Genomic DNA, 23,503 nt, shown 5'->3' with positions numbered 1-23,503 from the left:
CTCTAAAAGCCTAATAAGTGAGACCAATTAAAGAGTTTAATAATAGTTTGACAAGCCAAGAGGGCTTCTTGATAAGACCACCCCTGCTCCAAAGGCTGGATAATAGCTTTGTAATAGGCAGTCATAGCTAAACAAAGCTGAGACTTGTCAAGGATATGAGAAATTTTTCCTTCTTGATAAGCTTGCTCAAGATAATGATAAGTACTATCTGTCAACCCCTCAATCATTTGCTGCTGAAAAGTCTCAAATTTTGAGCCATGAGATTTAAAGAGTAATAAACGCATGCTATCTTCGTGGTCATAGATGAACTGCATGATGTCAGTCAATTCATCTAAAGATTTGTTCCACATTTGTGATAGCCTATTTTCTCTTAACAATTGATAATCATTTTGCAGATACTCTTGTTTCATCATCTCTATTGCTTGCACAGTAGGTTCAAGAAGGGTACCAAACAAAGCTTCTTTCCCTGAATAGCGTTTATAGAGAGCTCCTGTTGTTACACCAGCATTTTTACAAATCCGACGTAAAGAAGCTTCTTGATAGCCATATGTTAGAAATTCTTTCTTGGCACTATTTAAAATTTCCAAATTTAAGGTTTCATCTTTTCTAACCATGGATCATCTCCTTTTTGATAACACTGTTATCATATTGATACCATTATAACAAAAGTGCGACTTTTTTTAAATACTATTTTTAGTTTAAATTCAAAATAATAATGCAAACAGCCTTAAGAAACTGTTTGCACTACAAAACAAGGAACCATTCTTTTTTTCTGTAAAATCATACTGTTTATAACATTTCCAGATCAATCCACTGACTTCAAAGCTTCTAGCATATCGAGATTTTTCAGACGGCGATTAATCAGCCAACCCAAAATGAGCAAAATCAGCAGGATAAAGAAAACAGGAATAAGATAAACAGTGCCAGCAACAGTTGTGCCAAACATAACATTATCCGAACCAATCATTTCCATAATAAATTGATGCAGGTAGCGCCCTGCTAATAATCCAAAAGCAATTCCTACCAAGGAGAGAACAATCGTTTCTCGATAGATATAGAGTGTTACTTCTCTATTATAAAATCCGAGAACTTTAATAGTTGAGAGTTCTCTAATACGTTCTGCAATATTGATATTGGTTAAATTATAAAGAATAACAAGAGCTAAGAGAATGGTAATAACAACTAAGACAGTCATAGCAGCATTTAGCGATGTCACAATGGTCTTGATGGTCTTCATGCGCGCTGTATTTTGCGTAACAGAAGCAACACTAGTCATGGCTAAAAGCTTTGTTGCTGTATCTTTAATATGAGAAACAGAATCATTCTTTAGATTGATGAAATAAGCATTATTATCTGGCTTTTCAGCAAAGATCTTTTGATAAGCAGACTTGGTCATGAAGAGATAATGCCCAGCATTCATCTTAACCACTGCTCCTACTTTGACCTGCCGCTTTTTACCTTTACTATCTTTGAACTTAAAGCTATTGCCTGCCTTAACCTTATAAAAGCGGGCTAACTTTTCAGAAATTAGGACGCCTTCTTTTGGCAAGGTCAACGAATGAACAGAATCAACATTTTTTAAATGGACAAAATCCGTAAAGTCTTTTTTATCTGATACCATAATGGCAATAGACTGACGGTCCTTAATATGAGGAATTTCTTCCATGACATGGGTATAATAAAGGCTTTGATAGCTAGAGACCTCTTTTGATTTCAAGAAATCTGTCAATTCCTGATCATTCTCAGTCCCATCTTTCTTGCTTACTACTAGATGATAAGGTGTTAACTGTGTAAATTGCTCCTTAATGACTGTTCCTAGGGAAGACTGTATGCCAAGACCTGCAAAGAGCAAAGCAACGGAACCTGCAACACCAAAGATGGTCATCAGCATCCGCTGTTTATAACGAAAAATATTTCGTGTTGTCACCTTATGAGTAAAACTCAAATGATTCCAAATAAATCCCAAGCGCTCTAGGAAAATTTTTGCCCCTCTCATCGGTGGCTTGGGAAGTAATAATTGAGCAGGTTTTTCACTTAATTCTCGTCTGGCAATTAAGTAGGCTGGCAAGACAGCACTAACAAGACCTAAGAGAATGGCAATAAGACTATAGGACCAATAAAAAGCAAGATGAAGATTACCAAGGGTCATTTTACCTGTAAAAATCTGAGCAACAATTCTTGCCAAAAGGTAATGACCACCGAAAATGCCAAGAATTGTTCCTATCAAACTAGCCACAAAGCCGTAGACGAGAAATTTTTGAATCACATCTTGATTAGAATAGCCTAAAGCTTTGAAAACACCGGAATTAGTTCTTTCTTCATCAACAAAACGTGTCATGGTCGTAAAGGTGACCAAAGCCGCAACAGCATATAAGACAATAGGAAAGATATTGCCAAGATTTCCCATACTATTGGCATTAGAATTGTAAACCGTATAGCCTTCACCACCTAACATGGTGGAGCGTGTATAAGTACTGTAAGTAGGCTCCACTATAGCGTCAATTTTAGCCTGAGCACTTTTAACTTGCTTTTCTTTCTGGGCAAGTTGCTGACTTGCTTCTTGAAGAGAGGCTTGCGCCCGCTCTTGTTGATAAGCCGGCAAGCCATTGATTGCTGCTTCCTTTTCTTGCAATTGTTTTTTAGCTGCTGCTAAGGCTTGTTTACTTTGATTAACTTTTGTCTGTGGTGCTTCCTTTAACTCTGCTAAGCGATTCTTGCCATTATCTTCTAACAATTTATCTAAGTCATCTTGATAACGTCTAACTTTTGAGCTGTAATCATCAGAAAAAGGATTCCTATTTTTTAAGGTATTGTAACGAATGCGCGCTAAGGTATTGGTCTTGTTAGCAAAGGCTGATGAGGTGACCAGAGCATAACTTGATAGCGTCCCATCACCTGCTGTTGATGAGCCTAAGTTTAAAGTTGACCATATTTCCGATGAATTGATAAAGCCAACCACTTTGAACTTTCTTCTCTTTAAAAGAGATTTCTCAGAAGATTGAAAAGTCAAAGTATCTCCTATTTTATAGTTTTTTTTCAAGGTTGAAATTAAGGCAATTTCATCAGCCTTTTTGGGTAAACGTCCTGACTCCACATGATAAGTTGAGAGGGTTTGAGTCTTAGAAAAGACACGCATGGCGTCATCTTTTCCTGCGAGTGTCATATCTGTTACTTGGCCAAAGTCTATTTGGGCATTTTTGATATTATTCAGTTCTGTCTGATCGGCTTTACTAAAACCAGAGCTAGCTGTGACAAACAAATCTGCCGTTTTATGGGTTTGCAGGTAATTTCTTGCTAAAGTTTGCATATTGGGTTTAGTTGCCTTCAAACCAATAAAGGTAAAGGAGCCTAGAAACATCAAAAGCATGATGGAAATAAAACGTCCTTTAGATTGCAGCAAAGCCGTATAAATCGTTTTCCAATAGATTCTCTTTTTCATAAGGAAGACCTCCTTAATATTCTAGAGTTCTAATATCTTGAGGCTGATCATTGATTTTCACATCTTTTACCTTAGCGTCATGCAGATAAATAACTCTATTAGCTAGTGGTGCTAAGGCAGAATTATGGGTTACAATAACAACAGTTGAGTCCTTCTGGCGAGACATATCTTGTAAGAGTTTAAGAATTTGCTTTCCAGTCTGATAATCCAGAGCACCTGTTGGTTCATCACATAAAAGTAATTTAGGATTTTTAGCAAGGGCACGCGCAATGGACACTCGTTGCTGTTCGCCGCCAGACAATTGTGCAGGAAAGTTATTTAAACGCTCTCCCAAACCTACTTCTCTTAAGGTCTCTTCTGCATTTTTAGCATGACTAACGATTTCCGAAGCCAATTCAACATTTTCCTTAGCAGTTAAATTAGGTACCAAATTATAAAACTGGAAGACAAAGCCAACATCGTTGCGGCGATAAGCGGTCATCTGCTTTTGATTGTAGTCTGCAATATTGACACCATCAATCACGATCTGACCTTCATCATTATTGTCCATTCCACCCAAAATATTCAGAACCGTTGATTTTCCAGCACCTGATGCACCTAAAATGATAACAAGTTCCCCCTTTTCAATTTCAAAACTAATATCATCATTGGCAATGATTTGGGTTTCACCCATCTGATAACGTTTATAAGAATGTTTCATTTCAATATAAGCCATAAGAACCCCCTTATCTAGACATATGTTGATTTAACTTTTGTTTTAGTATATAATGATTGCAAGTTAAAAACAAGCATCATTATATAGACGAATGTCTATTTAAGGAGAGAATATGATTCAAAAACGCCAGACACAAAGCAAGGCTAAAATAAAAGCAGCTATTACGGAGCTGCTGCTGAAAAATTCAGATTTTAATAGCATTACTATTCGAAAAATCACTGAAAAGGCGCAAGTCAATCGAAGCACTTTTTACCTTCATTACCAAGATAAGTATGACCTCGTCGATAAATTGGCCCATGAAGTCACAAGGGATTTTAAAGAGTATTTAATGCTTAATTCGGCAAATGGAGGACTTCGGGAAAATCTTATTCAAGCTCTAACCTATCTGCAAAGTCAACAGAAATTCATGTATGCCTTATCTCAAATTATTCAGATTAATTTTTCTCAGAGAACAAGGGATTTTATTAAGGAGCTGATAACCGAAAATCCTAGTTTCTTTTATGATTCTATTAATCCTAGTCTAGGATTATCAAAAGAATATATGCTTGTCACCTATGCTGCTAGTATTGAGAGCCTTTACATACACTGGATTACCACTGGTGCTCAAGAATCCCCTCAAGAAATTGCGGATATGTTCTTAGTCATCCGAGGTTTTTATCAAAAAACTTGAAAAGTTTAGTTATTATTACTCACTCAACAAGCGGCTGTCTATTTCACCTGATAATAGAGAAACATCAGAGTCAAATGAGGCCCACACCGCCTACTAAGGAGACGGGGAATTTAGTTACTTCAATTTTTTTAGGTAATATTTAAGAGAGTCCTCATCAAGACCTCCTGCAATTTTTTCCGAAAGACTGCCATCACTATTGATAAAGATATGAGTTGGAATGGAACGAATGCCATATGCTTGGGCAAAATTGTCCTGATAATCGTAAAGAATTGGATAAGTAATCCCTTTGTCTTTAGCTTTAGACAAAATGGTGCTCTTATCCTTGTCAATAGGATCACTATTTTTATATTTGGAATCATTTGGCGATGTTACAGACAAGAAGACAAAATCTTTTTTATGTTTATAAGTCTGATAGATTTTTTCTAAATCTGGAATTTCTCGCATGCAAGGTCCGCACCAAGTTGCCCAAACATTGATATAAACTTTTTTCCCCTTATAGGCGGACAGACTGACTGTTTTGCCTTTTTTATTTTTTAATTTGAATGCAGGCGCTGAATTTTTAGCCGTTTGAACTATTTTTGGAGATGTCTTGCCTTGTGCAAAAGACGTTGTCTGATTTGTTAATCCAATTCCTAATAAGGTAACACCGAGAGCTAATGGTAAAATAACCTTTTTCATAACTATCTCCTTTTTAATTAAATAAGTGTGCTATTTTAGCAAATGATCCTGTTAAGATAGAAATCCCAATGAGAATAAGAAGAATTCCTGAAAATAATTTGGTATATTTTAAAAATCGTTTTTGCTTCTTAAAGACGCTCATTACCCTTTGCGAAAAGAGCGCAATCAAAGCAAAGGGAATAACAAATCCTAAACAGTAGATCAAAATGAGTAAAACACTGTAAATGCCCTGATGGGTGCTAGCATATAAGAAGACACTGGCTAAAATCGGACCAATACAAGGTGTCCAAGAAAAACTAAAAGTAAAACCCATTAAAAAAGCGATGAGAGGGGTTACTTTTTGTCCTGCTTGATAGACTTTATTCTTAGCTGAATATTCCCTGTTAAAAAAATGAGATTTAATGAGACCTACCTGCACTAATCCCATAATAAGAATTAAGATTCCGCCCAAATTTTGAAGAAATTGAATATGACTTTGAAGAAATTGACTAATAAGGCTGCTAGCAAAAGCCAAAATAAAAAAGGTCGCTGCTATGCCAGAAATAAATAAGAATGTATTGGTAAAGACTTTTCGCCTATCCCAAATTATTTCTCCAGATTGCTTCTCCTCTCCCTGACCAGCCAAGATACCAATATAAACTGGCAGGATAGGCAAAACACAAGGGGAGAAAAATGATAGAAGACCTTCAATAAACAGTGTCAAAATAGTAATATGTTGAAGATTCATATTATTTCCTATTCGTTTTTTTAATTTAAAGAGGATAGAGGCATGTATTTGGATAGCGTCCACTTCCTTCCACTCCCATTATAGACCACTATTCTCACCCTCTTATTATACCAAAAACCACTTCTTAAACTTTAAAGAGGGATTACAAATTGAAACAATTCACAAACAATTGATACAGGATGGATATGTTTTAATGCTAAGCACGAAACTTTTCAAACGTTTCGTGAATTTTATCTGCCACTGCTTGATGATAATCTTGTCTCAGTAATACTTGCGTATCTGCAAAAGGGCTTAAATCTGCAAAATCACCAACTTGCACACTATAAACCGCTGCTTGGAACATAGCGATATCATTGCGATCATTACCAAAAGCAACGAAATCATGATCAAAGAGCTCTTGAATCGTTGAAGATTTAGTGACTTCTTTAGGATTGAGATAGAGACAGCTTTCATCATCATGAAAAGTTATGTCTAGCTGCTCTAGTTTAGCTAAATGATGACTAACTTCTGCAATTTTATCAAGATGATTGCCAAAGAAAACAACCATTTTAATGGGATGTTTCAAGTCTTCAACTACTACCTCTTTAGCTAGTTTTAAAGGATCCACACTATGAATAAAAGGGATGAATTGTTCCAAATGATGGGCATAATTAAAATCATCATCCACAAAATAAGGAAGCTGATAGCGATGGCAGTAGTAAAGAGCCAAGTCAAAAGCCCGATGATTCATGGGCTTTTCCAAAATTAATTCCCCAGCTTTATAGGCAAGACCGCCATTTAAACCAATGACCGTTTTTTGACTTAATTCTTGACCCAACACATCTATACAATCGCGATAAGAGCGTGCCGAAGCAAAGCTGATCTGATGCCCATAATTGGCAGCGTCTTTTAAAATCGCTTTGATTCTTGAATCTATCTGAAAACGATCAAAGCAAATCGTCCCATCTATATCAAATACAAACTGCATGGCTAGCTCCTTTCTGCTTTTTTATTATAACATATCTCTTCATACAAAAAGAGTGGCATAAGCGAACGAAGACCGCTTCTTTCCACTCTTTTATCTTTACTCCTGCGCAATGTAAGCGATGGCTCTAACAGGAGAACCTGTTGCTTTTTCCCAATGAGGATAAGCAATCGAAATGAAACTACCAGTAGCAGGTAGGAGATTAAGGTTGTTTAAAACTTCCAATTGATAAATTCCCTGATCCAGCAGATAATATTCCTCAACTAATTTTCCATTTTCAGCAGCTGCTTGGCCGCTGTCTGTATCAAAAGTTTCGTGTCCTACTGCTTTTACTTGACGTTCATGAATCAGAAATTCCAAAGCTTCATGACTCCAGCCAGGTGTCTGTTGAGCACCTGCAGTATCAAGATTTCTAAATTCCTCTTGACTAGGCCAGCGTTTTGACCAATCACTGCGAAAAGCAACAAAAGCCCCTTCTTCAATTTGACCATACTTTTCCTCAAAGGCAAGAATATCAGCCTTGCTCAATTCATAGTTAGGATTATCAGCAACAGCCTGTGACTTATCTATGACATACATCGGTAAAAGGAGATCTTCCAAAGGAAGTTCATCTAACCAAGCACCGCCTTCAACAAAATGAATAGGTGCATCAATATGCGTGCCATATTGCCCAACAACCGTAAATTGTTGGATATGAAAACCATCTTTTAAGGTAAAGAGATCTTTTTTCTCTAGAGCAGGCAATAATGGAAAATGAGGACTATTTTCATTTATTTGATGTGTTAGATCAATAATTTGGGCAGATTTAAAAGCAAGATAGGCTTCTTGAAGTGTTGTCATCGATTTCCCCCTTTTATATTTTTTCAAGTGCTAGGCGCAAATCTTCGATTAAGTCATCAGCATTTTCCAAACCAATAGAAACACGGATTTGCTCAGGTTCAATACCACAAGCTCGTAGATCTTCTTCAGTCATTTGACCATGAGTGGTTGTTGCCGGATGAACAACTAGTGATTTGGCATCAGCAACATTCGCCAAATCAGAAAAGATTTCAAGACTGTCAATGACCTCGCGAGCGGCTTTCGCACTGCCTGCAACATTAAAAGTAAAGATAGAACTAGCTCCTTTTGGCAAGTATTTTTGAGCCAAGTCATAATAAGGACTTGATGGCAAACTAGCATAATTAACTTTTGTGACTTTAGGATGATTTTCCAGATAGTACGCAATTTTCTTAGCATTTTCCACATGACGCTCAACACGAAGTGATAAGGTTTCTAGACCTTGTAGCAAAAGAAAGGTATTGAAAGGTGAAAGGCAGGCGCCTGTATCACGCAGCAGTTGCGTACGCACCGCAGTTACAAAAGCTGCTTTTCCAATATCACGTGTATAACTAATGTCATGATAGGAAGGATCTGGTTCTACAAATTGTGGGAATTTTCCAGATTTTTCCCAATCAAAGTTTCCAGAATCAACAATGACACCGCCAATAGATGTCCCATGTCCACCGATAAATTTAGTGGCAGAATGAACAGCAATATCAACACCGTAAGAGAAGACATTAAGCAAATAAGGAGTACCAAAGGTATTATCAATAACCAAGGGAATAGCATGTTGATGGGCAATCTCAGCTAATTTTTCAAGATCAGCGATATTTCCAAGAGGATTTCCTAACGTTTCAGCGATAATAAACTTAGTCTTGTCTGTAATAGCCGCTTCAATTTCAGCGAAATTAGCAACATCAACAAAACTTGTAGTAATGCCATAGCGAGGTAAAGTTTCCTTAAGAAGATTAAAAGTGCCACCGTAAACTGTCGTTGCTGACACAATATGATCACCTGCATGAGCAAGAGCCAAGGCAATATAAGTTACTGCTGCCATACCAGAAGCTGTTGCCAGTGCACCGACACCACCTTCAAGAGCAGCCATCCGTTCTTCAAAAACGGCTGTAGTCGGATTAGTGATCCGCGTATAAATATTGCCGGGTGTACGAAGTGCAAAAGAATCTTCAGCATCTTGTGCATCATTAAACACATAGGAAGTCGTCTGATAGATTGGTACTGCACGCGATTTTGTTGTAGGATCAACACTTTGTCCCGCATGTAATTGTAAAGTTTCAAAAGAAAATTCTCGAGTCATGGAAGCTCTCCTTTTATTATTAATTAGATCCATTCTACTCCATTATTCGGTAAATGACTATTTTCTATTACTTATCCTGACCTATAGTTATAAACTATAACAATAAAACTATGAAAATTTTTTCTTTAATTAGTAAACTGTTTTCCGCTTAACGCAAGTGTTGATTGAAATTTCGCAACTTGTTTTTTAGGAGCAAATCTCTAACAGTCCAGTAGACTGCTTGAGTTTATTTGTCTAATCCCGTGAACGCTAAATTCGTATCAATATCTGATCAGCCTTGTGGAAGCAACAAAGTCCTTTACCTTTTCTCTTCTTATGTCTCCTTTTTCTCAAGGGGTGCTACACTAGCCAAAACTTTTTTCAAGCCAATTTCTGGGAATTTAATTTTCAGTTCCTGAGCACTTCCACTGCCCGAAACTTCTAAGACAGTGCCATCTCCCCATTTCTTATGATGAGCAGTATCGCCAATTTGCCAATCAATGTGTTCTTTCTGATCATCCTTGCTATTTGAAAAAGGAGACTTCTTAGGCTGTGAAGCAACTTTTCGAGCCTGTAAAGCCTGAGCCAGACTCATTCCTTGACCAAATTTAGTTTCATTGCTGTCTTGATAACTAACTTTAAAGGAAGCTCTGGCTGGACGCGCCAATCCCTGATGCACCAGCAAATCTTCTGAAATTTCCTGAATAAAGCGACTTTCGCGATTGTAGCTAGTACGGCCATAAAGTGTGCGAGAATTAGCGTTGGTGATAAAAAGCATTTGTTCCGCTCGCGTGATTCCAACATAAGCCAGACGGCGCTCTTCTTCCAGTTCGCTTTCTTCTTCCATGGAGCGCGACAAAGGAAATACACCCTCTTCAAGTCCAATAAGGAAGACTATTGGAAATTCCAGTCCCTTAGCAGCATGCAGCGTCATCAGGGTGACTTCAGCTGACTCACTTTCAGCTTCATCTGTATCAGCAATCAAAGCTAAATCATTAAGAAAGCGACTTAACCTTTCAAGACCTGTTTCATTTTCAGGAACATCATCAGTCGTATCGTCAAAATTTTTGGTAACAGAAAGAAACTCTTCTATATTTTCAATCCGAGTCTGACTTTCCAGAGTCTTTTGAATCTCTAAAACCTCAAGGTAACCAGAACTGTCTAGAACTGCTTCAACAACTTCTGTAATGCTGTAATGATCCAGTTTAGAACGCAAGTCTATTATCATATTAGCCAGCTCATAAACTGCTTGTACAGCCTTTCCCTTGATGGAAGAGAGCATGATATTTTCAGAAGCTTCTAACAGACTCATGCCCTGCAGATTAGCAAAGTTACGAATTTTTTCCAGAGTCCCTGGTCCAACACCGCGCTTGGGTTCATTGACAATACGCTCAAAGGAGATATTGTCGGCAGTGTTAGCAATTACATTCAAATAAGCGATAATATCACGAATTTCCTTGCGGCTGTAAAACTTAGTCCCGCCAACCATAGTGTAGGGAATATTGGACTTAAGCAGAGCCTCTTCAATGGTACGTGACTGCGCATTGGTACGATAAAGAACTGCGAAATCCTTAAAATTTTTCCCCATTTCACGAACAATATTAGCAATAGTTGAGGCGACAAAAACAGCCTCATCTTGTTCATCATCTGCCCGATAATAAACGATCTGCTCTCCATCATCATTTTGCGTCCAGAGTTTCTTATCTCGGCGATTACGATTATTTTTAATAACATCATTGGCAGCTTGCAAAATCTTCTTGGAAGAGCGATAGTTCTCCTCCAAGAGCACTACCTTAGCCTCAGGATAATCCTTTTCAAAATCAAGGATATTCTGCATATCAGCACCACGCCAACCATAAATAGACTGATCAGCATCCCCAACCACACAAATATTTTTAAATCGTGAAGCCAAAAGCTTAACCAGCTGATACTGGGCATGGTTAGTATCTTGATACTCATCCACATGAATATACTGGTAACGCTGCTGATAATAAGCCAAAACATCAGGATTTTGGTCAAAAAGACGCAAGGTCAGCATAATGAGGTCATCAAAGTCCATAGCTTCCGATTGACGCAGTTCACTTTGGTAGGCCTTATAGCATTTAGCGACAAGCTGTGTATATGAATCCCCCGCCCTATTTTCATAAGCGATTTCATCAAGTAAATCGTTTTTAGCATTGGAAATGGCAGCTAAGACAGCACGCTCATTCCACTTTTTAGAATCTATATTAAAATTCTTAAAAATACGCTTCATAAGCGTGCGTTGTTCACCGGGATCAACAATAGTAAAGTTACGGTTGTAACCAATATGATCTGCATCACGACGTAAAATCCGTACGCACATAGAATGAAAAGTCGCGATTAAAGTCTCCTGTGTCGCAGCATTTAGAGCAAAAGCACGTTCTTTCATTTCACGCGCAGCTTTATTGGTAAAAGTAATAGCTAAAATATTCCAAGGATTGATAAACTTCTCATCAATCAAATAAGCAATGCGATGGGTTAAAACACGTGTCTTACCCGACCCTGCACCTGCCATAATCAAAAGCGGACCTTCCGTTGTTTTCACAGCTTGCGCTTGTTTTTCATTCATTCCATGTAATAAAGGGTTCATCTTCTTCTCCAAACTATCAATCTAACTTTCAAATTATATCATTTTTTAGACCTCAAAAAAAGTTAAATTCTTTTCTTGAAATTTTCAGAAAAGATTGACAGTTTTATTGAAATTCTATACAATAAAAGAATAAAAATAGTAAAACCGAGTGACATTATTAGGATAACTGATAATTGACGGACTTCTGGAGAGACCTACTAGGCGCCGAAGGGGCAAGGCTGTTTGCTCAAACTCTCAGGCAAAAGGACAGAAAAGAAAAAAAGAATTTTTAATGTTGAAACAATTCTTATCTTCTAACTCTAGAGGTATCGTCAAGTATTGACAACCTCTTTTTTGATTTCCATTTCGGTTTATGAGGAGAAAAGTTTATATGTTAACATTTTTTAAAGCTCTAGACAGCTTTGTCTGGGGTGTTCCCCTATTAGTTCTTTTAGTCGGTACTGGAATTTATTTGAGTACTCGCTTAAGATTATTGCAGGTATTGAAACTCCCTTTAGCCTTTAAACTCATCTTTGCCGAGGACAAAGGGGAAGGTGATATTTCGAGTTTTGCGGCTTTAGCTACTGCTCTTGCTGCCACTGTTGGAACTGGAAATATCGTTGGTGTTGCCACTGCAATCAAAGCTGGCGGTCCGGGAGCACTCTTTTGGATGTGGATAGCAGCTTTTTTTGGTATGGCAACTAAATATGCCGAAGGTCTTCTGGCTATAAAATACCGTACTAAGGATGCTAACGGAGAAGTCTCTGGTGGACCTATGTACTATATCATAAACGGTATGGGGAAAAAATGGAAACCCTTAGCTATCTTCTTTGCATTGGCAGGTATCTTAGTGGCATTTTTAGGAATTGGTACCTTTTCTCAGGTCAATTCAATTACTGCTTCCCTAAAAAATAGTTTTAATTGGTCACCGCAGATTGTCAGCATCTTAATTGCCATTGTTGTTGCTGTTATTATTTTCGGTGGTATCCAATCAATTGCAAAGGTTTCTGAGAAATTAGTTCCTTTCATGGCTGCAGCTTACATCATCGCAACCTTGATCGTCATCTTTATGCACTACAATCATATCATTCCTGCCATTGAACAAGTCTTCTCTGGAGCTTTCACAGGGACAGCCGCAGTTGGTGGCTTTGCTGGTGCTGTTGTGAAAGAAGCCATTCAAAATGGTATTGCTCGTGGTGTCTTCTCCAATGAATCTGGTCTAGGTTCTGCTCCAATCGCCGCTGCGGCTGCTAAAACTCATGAACCTGCTGAACAGGGCCTCATTTCAATGACAGGCACTTTTATTGATACTCTCGTCATTTGTACCTTAACTGGTCTTTCTATCTTGGTCACTGGAAAATGGACTGTCAAAGGACTTGAAGGTGCTCCACTGACACAATCAGCCTTTGCAACTGTTTTTGGCAATATAGGCGTTCTAGTGCTGACTTTGTGTTTGGTTCTGTTTGCTTTCACAACTATCTTAGGCTGGTCCTATTATGGTGAGCGTTGTTTTGAATTTTTATTTGGGGTTAAACACATCAATATTTATCGCTCTATTTTCATTATCATGGTCGCCTTAGGTGGTTTCTTAGAATTAGATCTTATCTGGACAATTGCCGATATCGTTAATGGGCTAATGGCTATACCAAATCTTATTGCCTTATTAGCCTTATCACCAATTATTATTGCAGAAACAAGAAATTATTTTAAACGTAAAAACAAGAGCTTCATTAAAACTAAAACAAGGTTAGGATAATCCCAGTCTTGTTTTTCTATTTTCAAATTTTCTCTCTTCTTTTGTAATTCAGCAAAACATGCTATAATAAGCCTATTATATTGACCAAGGAGTTTTGTATGTCAACACCCGCTGATAACCTTAAACTTGCTCGGCGTGGTCCAACAATCGCTATTTCTGTTTATTTGACTTTGGCACTTGCTAAACTGATTTCAGGGCATTTATTGCATTCTGCTTCACTAACAGCCGATGGCTTTAACAATGTTTCTGATATTGTAGCCAATGTCACCATTTTAATTGGACTTTATCTGGCCAGTAAGCCTGCTGATAAGGATCATAAATTTGGCCATTGGAAAATTGAAGACCTAGCCAGTTTAATCACTTCATTTATCATGTTTACTGTCGGTTTTCAGGTTCTGCTGGAAACGATTAACGGCATTATTCACAACAGTCGTGCCCAAATTGATCCTTATGGCGCTCTGGTTGGAATAATCTCTGCTATTGTTATGTTTATCCTCTACCTCTACAATAAACAGTTGTCGAAAAAGTTAAAATCAGGCGCCCTGATGGCTGCAGCAAAAGACAATCTCTCTGATGCCCTGACTTCTCTAGGAACATCTATTGCCATACTTGCCAGTACCTTTAATCTCTTAATTATTGATAAAATGACTGCGGTTATCATTACTCTTCTTATTTTGAAAACAGCTTATGACATCTTTATGACCAGCGCTTTTAGTCTTTCTGATGGCTTTGATGATAAGCAGCTGCAAGAATACGAAAAAGCTATTTTAGAGATTCCTAAAATTTCTGCCGTAAAATCTCAACGCGGACGGACTTATGGCAGCAATGTTTATTTAGATTTGGTTTTAGAAATGAACCCTGATTTATCTGTCTATGAAAGTCATGCTATTACAGAAAGAGTCGAAAAACTCTTACATGAGCAGTTTAATGTTTATGATATTGATATCCATGTCGAGCCAGCAGCTATTCCGGAAGATGAAATTTTTGAAAATGTCTATCATAAACTTTATAAATATGAGGAAATCATTTTAACTAAGACTTCAGACTATGAACAGCTCCTAACAGATTCTTTTATCTTAATTGATGAGAAAGGACATGTTAATGCAAAAGCAGCATTCCTAAAAGGTCGCTCAAGTGAAGCAAAACTTTTTAACTCTTTTAAGATGCTTTCCATCAGCCAAAAGACTAAACTCATTACTTACGAATTAGATAGCTACCGACATACCAGTCTTTGGCGTCGGCATGAGAGATGGCAGATTATTTACCATCAAGTCTCGCCTATTCTTTAATTACAATATAGTAAATAATTAAAAAACCTAAAATAATCAAAAACGAATGACTTTAGATAAGCCAATAAGCTTTATCTGAAATCATTCGTTTTTTAACTATTTTAAAAAAGAGTGATTGTGCTTACCTCTTGATCGCATTTGAAGCAACATCTTGACCAAACCATTTTTGGGAAATTGCTTGGAATTTACCATTTTTGTAAAGCTTTTTGAAAGCTTGATTGACTTTCTTCTTCAAGGTTTTATCAGATTTGCGCACTCCAACTGAAAAATCTTCACTGGCATATTTTCCTTTGATAATATTATAGTTATCAAGTTCCTTTTCCTGCTTAAGGTAATAATTGGCATAAACACGATCAATTAAAAGACCATTAATACGATCATTTTTTAAGTCAATGAAGGCTTGGGTAAAGGTTTCATATTGACTGGCATCATTATCTTTAACAATATCTTTTAAAATTTTAGGATTAGCTGTGAAAGCATCATAGCCAGATGAACCTGACTGAGCACCTAAAGCTTTGCCTTTCATATCAGCAAAGCTCGTAATGTCAGATGACTTCTTCGTGACAAGTACTTGGTCATTTTTCATATAAGGCTTGGTAAAGGATACCTTGCGTGCACGTTCCCTAGTTTTGGAATAGCCATTCCAAATCAAATCAATTTTACCATTTTTCAGCTCCGTTTCCTTCAAATCCCAATTGATTGGCTGCCATTTCACCTTGATACCATATTCATTAAAGACAGCATTTGCTAAGTCAATATCAAAGCCAACATTTTTACCATTCTTGTCTTTAAATCCCATGGGAACAAAAGTATTATCAAAACCAATAGTAACAGATTTTTTCGACTCAAATTTTTTCCAATTATCTTGGGAATCAGCTCCTTTTTTACCACAGGCTGTCAAAGTTACTACTGCTAGAAAAGTAATAAGAGCTGTTACTGCTTTTTTGAATGTCATCTTAATACCTAAACTTTCTTTTTATTTTGGATTGATTTTTACAATCTCATCAGAAATATTTTGGGCAAACTGCATATCGTGTGTCACAACAATTTGTGTGATACCCAATTTTTGATTTTGTAAAATTAATTTTTCAACTTCCTGCCTTAACTCTGGATCTAAGGCACTAGTAGGTTCATCATAGCCGATAATTTTAGGATTAACCATCATGGCACGAGCCAAAGCTACCCGCTGTTTTTGACCGCCTGATAAAGAGTAAGGATAGGCGTTTTCATGTTCCTCCAATCCTAAACGTTTTAAGAGATCACGTGCTTTTTGTATCGCTTCTTCTTTCGATACATTCATAGACTTTATGGGTGATAAAATCAAATTATCTAAAACAGTCAAATGCGGAAATAATTGAAAGTCTTGAAAAACAAAACCTAATAAGTTGCGATGTCCCAAATGTTCAATAGCAATAACTTCATCATCATAGATGACTTGACCAGAGTCAATTTTTTCCAGCCCTGCAAGCATGCGCAACAAAGTTGTTTTACCACCACCAGATGGGCCAACCAAAGATAAGATTTTACCTTCAGGGATGCTTAGATTAAAATGATTAAAAATCACCTTCTGACCAAATTGCTTAGAAATGTTTTTTAGCTCTAACATGATTCACCTTACTTATAATAACTAAATTTTTTCTCAACGTATTTTGATAAAATGGTAACAACACCAATTAAAATCAAATAAATACCGCCGGCAATAAACATTGGTGCTAATGTAGCGTCACGATTGGCCGCTGTCTTACTGGCTAAAAGCAAATCACCAACACCAAGTACATAGACTAGAGAAGAATCTTTAACAAGATTGATGATTTCATTAAAGACACTCGGTAAAACAATCTTGACAACCTGAGGCAAAATAATATAGCGAACAGTCTGTATCTGACTTAATTTAAGAACCTTAGCAGCTTCATATTGCCCTTTAGGAATAGCCTCAATACCGCCGCGGAAGATTTCCGCAAAATAGGCAGCATAGTTGAGAGTAAAAGCTAAAATAGCTGCTGGCATACGATCAAAAGTGATCCCTGCACTTGGCAAAACATAATAAATAAAAATCAGTTGTAAAAGGAGCGGTGTCCCACGCATAATCCAAACATAGAGATTTAACAGCCAACGTAAAGGTCTAAAAGGTACCTGCATAAGGAAAGCTAATATAGCTCCTAAAGGAATTGAAAAGAGAATAACAATAAAAAAGACTTGTAAAGTAATCAGCGCCCCATCTAAAAGACTCGGTAAAACTTCTGATATATAAGACATACTTGCTCCTCAAAAAATAATCGTTTTTATTATATCAAATTTTCAGAAAATTTTATAGATGGAATTGAATTTTCATTCAAAGATAAGCATAAAACCAAGCAGAGATTCCTGTATCACCAAAAAAGAATAAGAATGAACCACCTTCATTAATTGATTGTTTCTAAGATAGACAGTTCAACTTGCTCTACTCTTATAATTTTTTCACAAATTCAGACTTTAATTTCATAGCACCAAAGCCATCAATTTTACAATCAATATTGTGATCTCCTTCAACAAGGTGAATATTTTTAACACGTGTTCCTTGTTTTAAATCTTTAGGAGCCCCCTTAACTTTAAGATCCTTAATAAGAGTGACTGTATCACCATCAGCTAATTGTTTGCCATTCGCATCAATAACAATAAGTCCTTCTTCTTTCTCAACTTCTGCAGGATTCCATTCATAAGCACATTCTGGACAAACCAATAGAATACCATCTTCATAGACATACTCTGACTGACATTTAGGACAATTAGGTAAAGACATATAAACTCCTTTTATTTTGATTACCATTAACAGTTTACCTGAGTTTTTATCAGTTGGCAAGTCCTATCACAACAAAAAGCTAGCTGCTTGTACTGACTCTATGAGTTAAGTATACTGTCTAACTTATAGAAAACGCAGAACAAGAGCTAGTTCTTTTAATTATAAGAGTTTCCTTTAATTTAAAGATTCAACACTGGTAACAATTTCTTCAATCAAAGCGGCATCTGTCAATCCTGTTACTTCTTTAACAACTGCTTTTAAAGACTTTTCTTGTAGAAGCATTTTAAGTTGAACACTTTGTTCATCATTTGAATCCTTGTAATGGAAAACATAAGCCACTGTTTGCAAAAGATATTCATAAGATAAACCACGATCTTTCAGCTCACGAATAGGACGGATAAAGCGTTCATCATAACCTAACTTACGAATTGGTGTTCTGGCAACACGAGTAACATCATCTACAATATAAGGATTTTCAAAACGACTGATAATAATATCATGATAAACTTTCAGATCATTCTCTTTGAATTGCCATTTAGCCATTAAAAGCTGGCGAATTTCACCTAAAACTGCCTTTACTTGCTCTTTAACTTGTTGGTCTTTAAGTGCTTCTAGGACCGTCTTAGCACCAAAATAAGCACCTGTATAAGCTGTTGTTGCATGACCTGAATTAACAGAGAAAAGCTTTCTTTCAATGAATGGTTCCAAATTTTCTTCATAGTGAACTGAAGACAATTTTAAATCAGGATTTTTCATAGCAGCAGTTTCGACTACCCATTCTGAAAATGGCTCAACCACAACAAAGAGGGGATCTTCATGAACCTGAGCTGGAACAATACGGTCAACAGCAGCATTTGGAAAGCCAATATAATCTTTAGCAAAAGCTAAACCATCAGCGCTGAGGTATTTCTGCACTTCCTGCCAGAGAAAGGCAGAGCCACCAATCATATTTTCACAGGCAATGATATCCAGTGGCGTTTGATTCTGACTTTCACGGCGTTTTTCAATACCTTTGGCAATCAATTGGGCAATAAAAGGCAAAATGTTAGGGCCAATAGCGGTTGTAATCAACTCTGTCTCAGCCACAGCATCAATGACTGCTTGAGGATTTTCCTTGTTATTAATGCCAGTAACATTAGAAACTGTAATGTGACGTTTCCCATCTTCTGCAATTTCAATATCATAAGAATGACGTTCATTAAGAGCATTAATAATTTTATCGTTAACATCGACAAAATCAATAGCAAAGCCATTTTCAAATAAAATTTGTCCAATAAAGCCACGGCCAATATTGCCTGCTCCAAAATGTACTGCTTTTTTCATGATTAAAAACTCCTTTTAATTGACTTGACTTAAAAGTTTGACAACTTCATCTTCTGTTTGAGCATCAGCTAACTTAACAACATTATCAACATCTGCACAGAAAATCGAAATATTTTGAATGATTTGCAAATGTTCATCACCAATTCCAGCGATGCCAAATAAAACTGTCGCAACTTGCGGATCATCTTCTGTTCCAAAATTAACACCGTCTGGCACCTGAACAACTGTGATACCTGATTTGAGGACATCCTTTTTAGCGTCGTCCGTTCCATGAGGAATGGCAATGAAATTTCCCATATAAACAGAGAGTTCTTTATCGCGCTGAATCATGGCGTCAATATAAGCTGGTTCTACGTAACCACCATCAGCTAAGAGCTGTCCACAAAAACGAATAGCAGCTTCCTTATCGGGAAAATGTTGGTTCAATTTAATTAAATCTTTTTGAAATTCCATCTTAGGTCTCCAATTTCTTTATTTTTTCTGTAAATATTTGATTCAATAATTGATAAATAATATCTTTATTACCTGTCTTGTAAATTTCTGTATAAAGATGATTTTCGATGATAGATTGACTGATGGCCGTCATTAAATCTCTCATTTCTTTTGTTTCATCTAACCGTGTCAGCATAACCAAAATTCTTGTAACTGTCTCTTTTTCGTAATTCATGGACAGAGCTGTTACAGGTCTTTTTAAATCATAAATTTTAAAACAAGACGTTATAACCTTACTTGACTGTGTATGCAAAAGAGCCAAATGAGTCTCTGGAATAGCCAAGGGACTGACAGCAAAACGTTTTAATAACTTACTGGACAGATAAGTTTTATCTGAAACTGCAGCAATAGTCTCCATAATTTTTGGAACACTTGTTTCAAAATCAGCAGGATTATCAATCTCTTGATAAGAAAATTCCTGTAAAAGTTGTTGTGTAGCCAAAAAATAATTTTGAAGATTATAACCTTGCCTATTTGTCTGCTCATCGCGAATGATGATTTTTTGATGAGCCTGTACATTCTGTAAATAATCTTGAAGTTGCAGCATTTCTTTTGCATCAGGATAAGTAGAAACCATTTTGACTGCCTTATCCGCTAAAGGCTTGGTTGCCAAGACACAATTATAATAATCTTTATCCTTTGTTTCATACTGAGCCAATTCTTTGACAACTACCTTATCAACAAAAGGTGCAATGGTTTTAATACGTGTGATGAGAAGTTCTCTCGCTAAGGGACGCTCATCTGTTAAAAGTAAAATCTTAATAGGATAAATATCTGGACTGCGGCGCAGACTTGAAGCAAAATGTAAGGTAATTAATTCATACTCTGGTTCCTTTTGCAAATACTTCGGAAAAATATCCTGAACCAGAAGACTAACAACACGATGTAGATATTCATTGCCTTGAACAACCTCATGAGCAATCGTATTATTTGACTTGTCTTCAAAAATTTGAGGGACAGCCAAATTCAAGCGAATATGATTAAACAGAAAATGAAAGAGTGTTTTATCCTTAGCAAAATTAATTTTAGTATAAAGAGATACTTTATCAATCAAATTTGAAATATTATAGAAAAAAGCACTGTCAAATTTTTCATGAAAAAGCGGCGTTTCCTGTCTCTTAATAACCAGTTCATCTAAAATACTGGCATAATAAAGAATCTCTTGAATACTGTAAAATTGATTGGTTTTCTGTGAAAATTCAGTATAAACTTTCTGTGAAAAATCAAGAGCTGCTTTGCTAATACTGTGTCCAACTGCTTCATTGTCCCGCCAACCTGATAAGGCTAAGAGAATGATGAAAAACTCACTCATCTTAGCATCTAAATCAGGTAGATCTTCTTGTGATGATTGAAAGATTTGCTTCGCAAGTTCTAATTTTGCCTTATCTAAGACTTCAAAATGACCATATGCTCCTGCCCCAAAATCAGAAATCGAAAGGTTATTAGTTAATAAAATAGCCAATAAACGTCGTAAAGTGTTTTTATTTCCTACTAAACGGTAACCTTTTTTACGATCTAACCGTAAGTCAAAATCTGCCAAACGCTTTTCAATTTCAGCAATATCTTGAATAATGGTAACATTAGAAACATTAAATTCCTCCTGCAGCTGCTCATTTGTGATACTGCTAAAACTCATCAATAACTTATAGGTAATGAGATTCAAACGTTCATACTGTTCATAAGTATCTAGACTAATAATACTAGCCAGATTAGCTAATTCTCCTACGAGAAAATAGTTTTGATTTTCTTTGATGATGCTAATATTAATCGTGTTAAGGCTATCTGTTAAATCAGAAATTGTCCGATAAACGGTTCTCTGAGATACCTTAAGCAAATCTATCATCTGTTTAAGCGACAGCTTCCCATAATTTTGGAAAGCTGCTAATAAGTGTTTTTCTCTCTTTGTTAATAGCATAAAACTATTATACTACTTTCTGATGCGTTTTACTTATGCATTCTGGCGACTAACTTATCATACTCTGGTGTTGTCACAAGGCTATCCACAACAAGTATTTGTGCATTAGGAGCCGCTTGCTGTGCCTGCCCTTGCTGAGCAATTGTTGTGACAAGTAGAATATTTTTAGCATTGTAGTCACTTAAATGAGCATAAGAAGCAGTTGAAACAGGAATTTTAACATTATTCTGTTTAAAGATTGAACGCAGGGTTTCTTGTCCCATCGTTGCTGAACCTTTAGCGATACCATGAGCAAAAACGACCGCATCAATTTGGTTAAGATCAATTTCTGCACTATCTGCTTGTGTTGAATGCGCTGCATTTTCACTACCACTAGCTTTGCCATTTGTTAAACTAGCAATAATATCATCATACTTAGAAGTAGCTAAGAAATTATCTACCGCTACATGAACAGCTCGTGGGGTTTTTTGTCCCGCGCGATCTGCCAGCTCTTCTTGAGTCACAATTAAAGTATTAGCTGTATCCTGCAGATTGGAAATGGCTTGGTTACTCACAGAAATATCAAGACCAACCTTTTTCACTTTATCTCGAAGGATGGAAGCGCCCATGGCTGAACTTCCCATACCAGCATCACAAGCAAAGATAATTTGATGAATATTGTCTGTTGTAATATCTGAATGGAGGTTTGGTTCAGTGACTGCTTGGCCCTTAGACTCGGCCTTTGCTGCTTGTGTCACTGCTTGTGCAGTTTCCAGAGAATCATCATCTGAATTATCAGATTTCAAGATAATGGAAGCGACTAGGAAGGAAGCCACTGCTGCTGCAAAGACACCAGCAAGAACAACTAAGTGAGGTCCCCAACCTTTAGGAGACATTCCCATGATAGCGATGATTGAACCCGGTGAAGCGGGTGCTGTCAAACCTGCACCCAGTGTTTGGAAAGTAAAGGTACCAGTCAAACCACCAGCAATAACAGCAAGGAACATAGCCGGTTTCATCATAACATATGGGAAATAGATTTCATGAATACCACCAAAGAAATGGATAATCATAGCACCCCAAGATGAAGATTTAGCAGAGCCTTTGCCAAACATAGCATAAGCAATCAGCACACCAAGACCAGGTCCAGGATTAGCTTCCAATAGGAAGAGAACAGATTTACCAACTTTAGCCACTTGCTCTGTACCTAATGGCGTAAAGATACCATGGTTAAGAGCGTTATTTAAGAAGAGAATCTTAGCTGGTTCAATAATTAAGTTTGCTAAAGGCAAAAGGTGAACTTTGACAATCGCTTCTACACCAATACCAACCCATTCTGTTAACTGAGCCACAACTGGTCCAATAACAAAGAAAGCCAAGACCATCAAAGCAAAACCAATCAAACCAAGTGAAAAGTTGTTTACCAACATTTCAAAACCAGTTCTGATTTTTGGCTGAACTTTTTCATCGAATTTCTTTAAAATCCAAGCCGATAATGGCCCCATAATCATAGCACCAATGAACATGGTTACTGTAGAACCTGCAATGGCACCAAAGGAAGCAATAGCACCGATAACGCCACCACGCTGTTTGTGAATATTGTAACCACCAGTGTAACCAATTAAAAGAGGTAACACATACTTCAACATTGGTCCAACAACATTGGTATCTAAAGCTTTATTGGGTAAGTAACCTGTTGCAATAAACAGAGATGCTGCAACCCCCCATGCAATAAAGGCACCAATATTAGGCATAACCATGTTTGATAATGAAGTTCCGAGTTTTTGTACCCGAACCTTCAATGAAGATTTTCGTTCCATCAGAAATCCCCTCCTTTTTATTCTAAAACTACTGTAACATTTTTCATTTTCTAATAAAACTCAAATTTTGGCACAAAAGTTTTGCCAAAATTTGTTATTCTAAGCGGAAGAATAGGATTTGACAAAGCCTGACTAAGACTGACTTTTTTATCACTAATATTTTTCTCATGTTAAAAACTTGCATATATAACTTTTTTAACAGTTTCCTTAGGTAATAGAGACGAAAAAAAGCAGCAGCATTCCTCAAGTTTCCT

General features: G+C 36.8%; 20 protein-coding genes and 1 riboswitch. Of the genes, 3 read left to right on the top strand and 17 right to left on the bottom strand.

Annotated elements, in window-relative coordinates:
- Window positions 1-2 precede the first annotated feature (2 nt).
- The 3 genes from FNL60_RS04980 to FNL60_RS04970 form a co-directional block, all read right to left on the bottom strand.
- The gene (locus FNL60_RS04980; RefSeq protein WP_002280142.1) at window positions 3-614 is read right to left on the bottom strand and encodes a TetR/AcrR family transcriptional regulator; all 612 of its coding nucleotides are present in this window, start codon (window positions 612-614) and stop codon (window positions 3-5) included.
- A gap of 191 nt (window positions 615-805) precedes the next feature.
- Window positions 806-3,439, bottom strand: a complete 2,634-nt coding sequence (locus FNL60_RS04975; RefSeq protein ID WP_002280141.1) for an ABC transporter permease — start codon at window positions 3,437-3,439, stop codon at window positions 806-808.
- Window positions 3,440-3,452: 13 nt separating this feature from the next.
- On the bottom strand, window positions 3,453-4,154 hold the full coding sequence (locus tag FNL60_RS04970; RefSeq protein WP_002280140.1) for an ABC transporter ATP-binding protein: 702 nt from the start codon (window positions 4,152-4,154) through the stop codon (window positions 3,453-3,455).
- A gap of 112 nt (window positions 4,155-4,266) precedes the next feature.
- Here FNL60_RS04970 and FNL60_RS04965 point away from each other — a divergent pair, with 112 nt between their 5' ends.
- Window positions 4,267-4,824 carry a TetR/AcrR family transcriptional regulator gene (locus FNL60_RS04965; protein WP_002265512.1) on the top strand — a complete coding sequence of 186 codons (558 nt, stop codon included), beginning with the start codon at window positions 4,267-4,269 and terminating at the stop codon, window positions 4,822-4,824.
- Window positions 4,825-4,938: 114 nt separating this feature from the next.
- On the opposite strand, the gene FNL60_RS04960 is transcribed toward FNL60_RS04965, so the two are convergent.
- The 6 genes from FNL60_RS04960 to pcrA form a co-directional block, all read right to left on the bottom strand.
- On the bottom strand, window positions 4,939-5,502 hold the full coding sequence (locus FNL60_RS04960) for a TlpA family protein disulfide reductase (protein WP_002268730.1): 564 nt from the start codon (window positions 5,500-5,502) through the stop codon (window positions 4,939-4,941).
- A 13-nt stretch (window positions 5,503-5,515) separates the two neighbouring features.
- Window positions 5,516-6,229 carry a cytochrome c biogenesis CcdA family protein gene (locus FNL60_RS04955; protein WP_002262178.1) on the bottom strand — a complete coding sequence of 238 codons (714 nt, stop codon included), beginning with the start codon at window positions 6,227-6,229 and terminating at the stop codon, window positions 5,516-5,518.
- 196 nt (window positions 6,230-6,425) lie between these two features.
- Complete coding sequence (locus tag FNL60_RS04950; RefSeq protein WP_002280139.1) at window positions 6,426-7,196, bottom strand: HAD-IIB family hydrolase; 771 nt, start codon at window positions 7,194-7,196, stop codon at window positions 6,426-6,428.
- Between the two features lie 96 nt (window positions 7,197-7,292).
- The gene (locus FNL60_RS04945) at window positions 7,293-8,033 is read right to left on the bottom strand and encodes a cyclase family protein (RefSeq protein ID WP_002264475.1); all 741 of its coding nucleotides are present in this window, start codon (window positions 8,031-8,033) and stop codon (window positions 7,293-7,295) included.
- 13 nt (window positions 8,034-8,046) lie between these two features.
- A complete protein-coding gene (locus FNL60_RS04940) occupies window positions 8,047-9,327 on the bottom strand; it encodes an O-acetylhomoserine aminocarboxypropyltransferase/cysteine synthase family protein (RefSeq protein WP_002280138.1) in 1,281 nt (426 codons plus the stop codon).
- 313 nt (window positions 9,328-9,640) lie between these two features.
- Window positions 9,641-11,917, bottom strand: a complete 2,277-nt coding sequence (gene pcrA / locus FNL60_RS04935) for a DNA helicase PcrA (RefSeq protein ID WP_002262175.1) — start codon at window positions 11,915-11,917, stop codon at window positions 9,641-9,643.
- Window positions 11,918-12,091: 174 nt separating this feature from the next.
- Window positions 12,092-12,177: riboswitch (glycine riboswitch) on the top strand.
- A 110-nt stretch (window positions 12,178-12,287) separates the two neighbouring features.
- Between pcrA and FNL60_RS04930 the strand changes: the two genes are divergently transcribed.
- Both FNL60_RS04930 and FNL60_RS04925 read left to right on the top strand, forming a co-directional pair.
- Window positions 12,288-13,652 (top strand): alanine/glycine:cation symporter family protein, encoded by a 1,365-nt coding sequence (locus FNL60_RS04930; protein ID WP_002264472.1) that lies wholly within the window; start codon window positions 12,288-12,290, stop codon window positions 13,650-13,652.
- A 98-nt stretch (window positions 13,653-13,750) separates the two neighbouring features.
- Window positions 13,751-14,941, top strand: coding sequence for a cation diffusion facilitator family transporter (locus FNL60_RS04925; protein ID WP_002280137.1), 1,191 nt, complete (start codon window positions 13,751-13,753; stop codon window positions 14,939-14,941).
- Between the two features lie 121 nt (window positions 14,942-15,062).
- On the opposite strand, the gene FNL60_RS04920 is transcribed toward FNL60_RS04925, so the two are convergent.
- From FNL60_RS04920 to FNL60_RS04885, 8 genes are all read right to left on the bottom strand, one after another.
- A complete protein-coding gene (locus FNL60_RS04920) occupies window positions 15,063-15,896 on the bottom strand; it encodes an amino acid ABC transporter substrate-binding protein (RefSeq protein WP_002264470.1) in 834 nt (277 codons plus the stop codon).
- Window positions 15,897-15,917: 21 nt separating this feature from the next.
- Window positions 15,918-16,547: an amino acid ABC transporter ATP-binding protein gene (locus FNL60_RS04915; protein ID WP_002262171.1), complete on the bottom strand. Its 630-nt coding sequence runs from the start codon at window positions 16,545-16,547 to the stop codon at window positions 15,918-15,920.
- Between the two features lie 8 nt (window positions 16,548-16,555).
- A complete protein-coding gene (locus tag FNL60_RS04910; RefSeq protein ID WP_002262170.1) occupies window positions 16,556-17,197 on the bottom strand; it encodes an amino acid ABC transporter permease in 642 nt (213 codons plus the stop codon).
- 190 nt (window positions 17,198-17,387) lie between these two features.
- Window positions 17,388-17,720 (bottom strand): zinc ribbon domain-containing protein YjdM, encoded by a 333-nt coding sequence (locus FNL60_RS04905; RefSeq protein WP_002280136.1) that lies wholly within the window; start codon window positions 17,718-17,720, stop codon window positions 17,388-17,390.
- 174 nt (window positions 17,721-17,894) lie between these two features.
- Entirely contained in the window at window positions 17,895-19,043 is a 1,149-nt protein-coding gene (locus FNL60_RS04900; RefSeq protein ID WP_002280135.1) for a mannitol-1-phosphate 5-dehydrogenase, read from the bottom strand.
- Between the two features lie 15 nt (window positions 19,044-19,058).
- Window positions 19,059-19,496, bottom strand: a complete 438-nt coding sequence (locus tag FNL60_RS04895) for a PTS sugar transporter subunit IIA (RefSeq protein WP_002262167.1) — start codon at window positions 19,494-19,496, stop codon at window positions 19,059-19,061.
- Between the two features lies 1 nt (window position 19,497).
- Window positions 19,498-21,450, bottom strand: coding sequence for a BglG family transcription antiterminator (locus tag FNL60_RS04890; RefSeq protein ID WP_002280134.1), 1,953 nt, complete (start codon window positions 21,448-21,450; stop codon window positions 19,498-19,500).
- A 29-nt stretch (window positions 21,451-21,479) separates the two neighbouring features.
- Complete coding sequence (locus tag FNL60_RS04885) at window positions 21,480-23,249, bottom strand: PTS mannitol transporter subunit IICB (protein WP_002266813.1); 1,770 nt, start codon at window positions 23,247-23,249, stop codon at window positions 21,480-21,482.
- Window positions 23,250-23,503: the final 254 nt, after the last annotated feature.

This window comes from Streptococcus mutans, assembly GCF_006739205.1.
Taxonomy (GTDB): domain Bacteria; phylum Bacillota; class Bacilli; order Lactobacillales; family Streptococcaceae; genus Streptococcus; species Streptococcus mutans.
The sequence above is the reverse complement of the archived record's forward strand: the minus strand, read 5'-3'. Positions and strand labels throughout refer to the sequence as shown.

What these genes read in the sequence shown, in the direction of transcription:
- FNL60_RS04910 (WP_002262170.1), bottom strand. Translation starts at nt 17,197, where the DNA reads ATGTCTTATATATCAGAAGTTTTACCGAGTCTTTTAGATGGGGCGCTG.
- FNL60_RS04945 (WP_002264475.1), bottom strand. Translation starts at nt 8,033, where the DNA reads ATGACAACACTTCAAGAAGCCTATCTTGCTTTTAAATCTGCCCAAATT.
- FNL60_RS04905 (WP_002280136.1), bottom strand. Translation starts at nt 17,720, where the DNA reads ATGTCTTTACCTAATTGTCCTAAATGTCAGTCAGAGTATGTCTATGAA.
- FNL60_RS04920 (WP_002264470.1), bottom strand. Translation starts at nt 15,896, where the DNA reads ATGACATTCAAAAAAGCAGTAACAGCTCTTATTACTTTTCTAGCAGTA.
- FNL60_RS04980 (WP_002280142.1), bottom strand. Translation starts at nt 614, where the DNA reads ATGGTTAGAAAAGATGAAACCTTAAATTTGGAAATTTTAAATAGTGCC.
- FNL60_RS04955 (WP_002262178.1), bottom strand. Translation starts at nt 6,229, where the DNA reads ATGAATCTTCAACATATTACTATTTTGACACTGTTTATTGAAGGTCTT.
- FNL60_RS04950 (WP_002280139.1), bottom strand. Translation starts at nt 7,196, where the DNA reads ATGCAGTTTGTATTTGATATAGATGGGACGATTTGCTTTGATCGTTTT.
- FNL60_RS04975 (WP_002280141.1), bottom strand. Translation starts at nt 3,439, where the DNA reads ATGAAAAAGAGAATCTATTGGAAAACGATTTATACGGCTTTGCTGCAA.
- FNL60_RS04885 (WP_002266813.1), bottom strand. Translation starts at nt 23,249, where the DNA reads ATGGAACGAAAATCTTCATTGAAGGTTCGGGTACAAAAACTCGGAACT.
- FNL60_RS04925 (WP_002280137.1), top strand. Translation starts at nt 13,751, where the DNA reads ATGTCAACACCCGCTGATAACCTTAAACTTGCTCGGCGTGGTCCAACA.
- pcrA (WP_002262175.1), bottom strand. Translation starts at nt 11,917, where the DNA reads ATGAACCCTTTATTACATGGAATGAATGAAAAACAAGCGCAAGCTGTG.
- FNL60_RS04930 (WP_002264472.1), top strand. Translation starts at nt 12,288, where the DNA reads ATGTTAACATTTTTTAAAGCTCTAGACAGCTTTGTCTGGGGTGTTCCC.
- FNL60_RS04940 (WP_002280138.1), bottom strand. Translation starts at nt 9,327, where the DNA reads ATGACTCGAGAATTTTCTTTTGAAACTTTACAATTACATGCGGGACAA.
- FNL60_RS04890 (WP_002280134.1), bottom strand. Translation starts at nt 21,450, where the DNA reads ATGCTATTAACAAAGAGAGAAAAACACTTATTAGCAGCTTTCCAAAAT.
- FNL60_RS04970 (WP_002280140.1), bottom strand. Translation starts at nt 4,154, where the DNA reads ATGGCTTATATTGAAATGAAACATTCTTATAAACGTTATCAGATGGGT.
- FNL60_RS04900 (WP_002280135.1), bottom strand. Translation starts at nt 19,043, where the DNA reads ATGAAAAAAGCAGTACATTTTGGAGCAGGCAATATTGGCCGTGGCTTT.
- FNL60_RS04915 (WP_002262171.1), bottom strand. Translation starts at nt 16,547, where the DNA reads ATGTTAGAGCTAAAAAACATTTCTAAGCAATTTGGTCAGAAGGTGATT.
- FNL60_RS04960 (WP_002268730.1), bottom strand. Translation starts at nt 5,502, where the DNA reads ATGAAAAAGGTTATTTTACCATTAGCTCTCGGTGTTACCTTATTAGGA.
- FNL60_RS04965 (WP_002265512.1), top strand. Translation starts at nt 4,267, where the DNA reads ATGATTCAAAAACGCCAGACACAAAGCAAGGCTAAAATAAAAGCAGCT.
- FNL60_RS04895 (WP_002262167.1), bottom strand. Translation starts at nt 19,496, where the DNA reads ATGGAATTTCAAAAAGATTTAATTAAATTGAACCAACATTTTCCCGAT.